The 3,322-nt window shown below is 71.2% G+C and carries 5 protein-coding genes; 3 read left to right on the top strand and 2 right to left on the bottom strand.

All coding sequences use genetic code 11. The features are described from left to right. Window positions 1-227: hypothetical protein (locus tag QZ433_RS06830; protein ID WP_295781070.1), on the top strand; the 227-nt coding region annotated here is incomplete at its 5' end. 99 nt (window positions 228-326) lie between these two features. On the opposite strand, the gene QZ433_RS06835 is transcribed toward QZ433_RS06830, so the two are convergent. Further along, complete coding sequence (locus QZ433_RS06835) at window positions 327-773, bottom strand: hypothetical protein (protein ID WP_295781074.1); 447 nt, start codon at window positions 771-773, stop codon at window positions 327-329. Window positions 774-925: 152 nt separating this feature from the next. On the opposite strand from QZ433_RS06835, the gene QZ433_RS06840 reads away from it, so the two are divergent. Then, window positions 926-1,918: an aldo/keto reductase gene (locus QZ433_RS06840; RefSeq protein WP_295781077.1), complete on the top strand. Its 993-nt coding sequence runs from the start codon at window positions 926-928 to the stop codon at window positions 1,916-1,918. A 97-nt stretch (window positions 1,919-2,015) separates the two neighbouring features. Here QZ433_RS06840 and QZ433_RS06845 read toward each other — a convergent pair whose 3' ends face one another. Continuing rightward, entirely contained in the window at window positions 2,016-2,468 is a 453-nt protein-coding gene (locus QZ433_RS06845) for an SRPBCC family protein (protein WP_295781079.1), read from the bottom strand. 462 nt (window positions 2,469-2,930) lie between these two features. Here QZ433_RS06845 and QZ433_RS06850 point away from each other — a divergent pair, with 462 nt between their 5' ends. Continuing rightward, window positions 2,931-3,290 (top strand): sugar ABC transporter ATPase, encoded by a 360-nt coding sequence (locus QZ433_RS06850; protein ID WP_295781082.1) that lies wholly within the window; start codon window positions 2,931-2,933, stop codon window positions 3,288-3,290. Window positions 3,291-3,322: the final 32 nt, after the last annotated feature.

Here is a 3,322-nt window from a genome sequence, read left to right on the forward strand (position 1 = left end):
TCCTGAGCGAGAACCCGGGGCAGGGACTCGACGTCGGAACGTGGCCGTACGTGGCGTTCAAGGGCGGATCGAGCCGCGGCGTGCTCACCGGCAGCTGGTTCGTGCGCGATGAGACGGGGGAGGCGGCGGTGGTGCTGATGATGGCCGACACGGACGCCGCGGCGGTGTCGGAGGCGATGCCCGCCTTCTTCCACCTCGCCGAGGACGCGCTGCGCCTGGCGCACTGAGTTCACGGGCTCGACCTCCGGTGAGGTGGGAGGTTCCCGAGCCCGTCGAGGGGACCGGGCGCGGGAGGCGCCGGCGGCGGAACCTCCCGCGCGGGCCGGTCAGGCGTCGTCGGGGTGGGGGAGGCGCTGGGCGATCTTGCTCGATGCCGCCGAGTCACGGCCGACGCCCGGTTGGAACGCCGCGATCGGATCGTCGGCGTCCACGTGCGCCTCGCCGCCGTCGGCGCCGCGCGGGGGAGAGGCGGGGGTCTTCGGGGTCTCGTCGTCGTCCCGCCCGGTGTCCTCGGTGTGGCGCGAGGCGGAGCCGCCCTCGCCCGAGCGTCGCTCGGTGAGACCGTCGGCGGCGCGCGTGCCGACGCCGGGCAGGTCGTTCTGGCTCGAGATGTTCTGCAGGCGCGCTTCGTCGTCGGGATCGATCCGCGCGGTTCCGACGGCGCCGGAGTCGGCCCCCGCGGCGCCGGCGGGGATGTCGGCGGCGAGACCGTCGGACTCGGGGATGAGGTTCTCTTCGTCGGCTCCGGGCAGGCGGTCGGCGGGAGTGTCCATGGTGATCCTTCCGTGGGTGTCAGGCCACGCTAGGTCGTCGATCGGCGGGCGGGGGCGGGGTTGCGCGCTGCTGGTTCGCGGCATCCGGCCCGATCAGGCCCCGGTGTCGGAGGGGCTGGATAGGCTCGACGGAGCTTCGAAAGGAAACCGCAATGCAGCAGCGTCCCCTCTCCCGTACCGGCCGCGAGGTCTCGGCCATCGGCCTCGGCACCTGGCAGCTCGGCGCCGACTGGGGTGATGTCAGCGAAGACGACGCGCGCGCCGTCCTGGCGGCCTCCGCCGACGCCGGCGTCACCCTCTTCGACACCGCCGACGTCTACGGCGACGGCCGGTCCGAGCAGATCATCGGGGCGTTCCTGAAGAGCCGGGATGCCGACGACATCACCGTCGCGACCAAGATGGGCCGACGTGAAGACCAGGTGCCCGAGAACTACGTGATGGAGAACTTCCGCGGCTGGCTCGACCGCTCGCGGCGCCTTCTCGACACCGAGACCCTCGACCTCGTGCAGCTGCACTGTCCGCCGTCGGCCGTCATCGACGACGACGCCACGTGGGACGCTCTCGATCAGCTGGTGTCCGAGGGGGTGATCGCCGCGTACGGCGCCTCGGTCGAGACGATGGATCAGGCTCTCTCGGCGTTGCGGCGGCCGAACCTGACCAACCTGCAGATCATCTTCAACCCCTTCCGCCTCAAGCCCCTCGACGAGGTCCTGCCGCTCGCGGCCGAGAAGAACGTCGCCGTGTTCGCGCGCGTGCCGCTGGCGAGCGGACTGCTGTCGGGCAAATACTCCCGCTCCACGACGTTCGCCGAGAACGACCACCGCTCCTACAACCGCAACGGCGAGGCGTTCGACAAGGGCGAGACGTTCTCGGGCGTCCCGTTCGACGAGGGCGTCGCCGCCGCCGACGAGCTCAAGGCGTCGCTCCCCGAGGGCGTGACGCTGCCCGCGGCGACCCTCGCGTGGATCGCCTCGCGCGAGGGTGTGACGAGCGTCATCCCCGGGGCGCGGTCGACGCAGCAGGCGACCGCCAACGCTCAGGCGGCCGACCTGCTCGACGGCGGCTTCGACCTCGACGCCTTCGACGCGCTCGTGCGCGACGTGTACGACCGCCGCCTGCGGGCCGAGATCCACCCGCAGTGGTGACAGCTGTCCGGGGGCGGATGCCACGGCATCCCGTGTCCTGAGAACGACGAAGCCGGGCCCCTCTCGGGACCCGGCTTCGTCGTTCGTGGAGCGGTCGTCAGCTGACGTCACCGCGCCAGGCGCCGGACTCGGCGCCGCGCGACTCGATGAAGGTCTTGAAGTTCTCGAGGTCCTTCTTGACGGAGTGGTCGTCGGCGCCGAGGACGGCACCGGCCTTCTCGAGCAGACCCGTGGGCTCCCAGTCGATCTGCACCGTGACGCGGGTCTCGGCGTCGGACAGACGGTGGAACGTGACGACACCGGCGTGGTTCTCGTCGCCGCCCACGCTGTTCCACGCGACGCGCTCGTCGGGGTGCTGCTCGGTGATCTCGGCGTCGAACTCGCGCTCGGCGCCGGCGATCTTCACCTTCCAGTGCGTGAGGGTGTCGCTCTTCTGCGTGATCGACTCGACGTAGCTCATGAAGTGCGGGAACTCCTCGAACTGCGTCCACTGGTTGTACGCGACGCGGACGGGAACGTCGACGTCGATGGTTTCGATGACCTGTGCCATGGTGTCCTCTTTCTCGGCGGCCGCCTCCCGCGGGAGGTCTGCCGCTTGGTGTCGATGTCTTCCGGGGCTGCCGCCAGTCTTCGCGTGGTCCCGGCGACGGCCCCCGGGGGTTGAGGGATGGGCGTTCGTGCCCTATAGGGGCGGACCGCCGCTGTTCTCGAGCCCCGCCGCCCCCGGCGCCCCCGCCCCGTTCTCCCTCGCCGATAAACGCTCTCCGTGACCAGACACGCGGTGCCGGAGCGTTTATGAGCACGGACGGCGTTTATCGCGACTCGACGAGGGGCTCGGGCGGGCGGTGTGTCGCGCTCCGCCGTCACACGAGAGCCCGGCGACCGCGGGCGGCGGAGCGGCTTTTGCGTTCTGCGTCCGACCTGTCAAGGGTCGCCGGGGGGATCGCCCGGCGACGTTGGATGGGAGACACCGCCGATCCCGGCGGTCACCGCGTCCGACGGAAGGACCCACATGAGCGACGCTTCGATCGACCCGACCCCCGACGCGACCACCCCCACGGCCGACGTCGGAATCGCGGGCGTGCAGCCGCTGCGCGACGGTGACACCTCCATCGAGCCGGACCCCGCGCTCGACCCCGCGCAGGCGGAGTGGGATGCCACGACCGCGTTGGACGAGGGTGCCGACCCCGACGACATCAACCCCGCGACGGCGACGGGTGCCGATCCGGCCGAGATCGCCGACGACGAGACCGAGATCCCCTTCGAGGATCTGCACGCCGAGTCCACGGGCACCGACTCGCAGGGCGAGGACCCCGGTGTCGTCGAGCTGGGCGAAGAGGGACAGGGCGACCTGGCTCCCGAAGACCTCTGACCCGCGCCATGATGCCCCGGCCGTGAGCAACG

The sequence above is a fragment of the uncultured Microbacterium sp. genome (assembly GCF_913776565.1).
Taxonomy (GTDB): Bacteria; Actinomycetota; Actinomycetes; order Actinomycetales; family Microbacteriaceae; genus Microbacterium.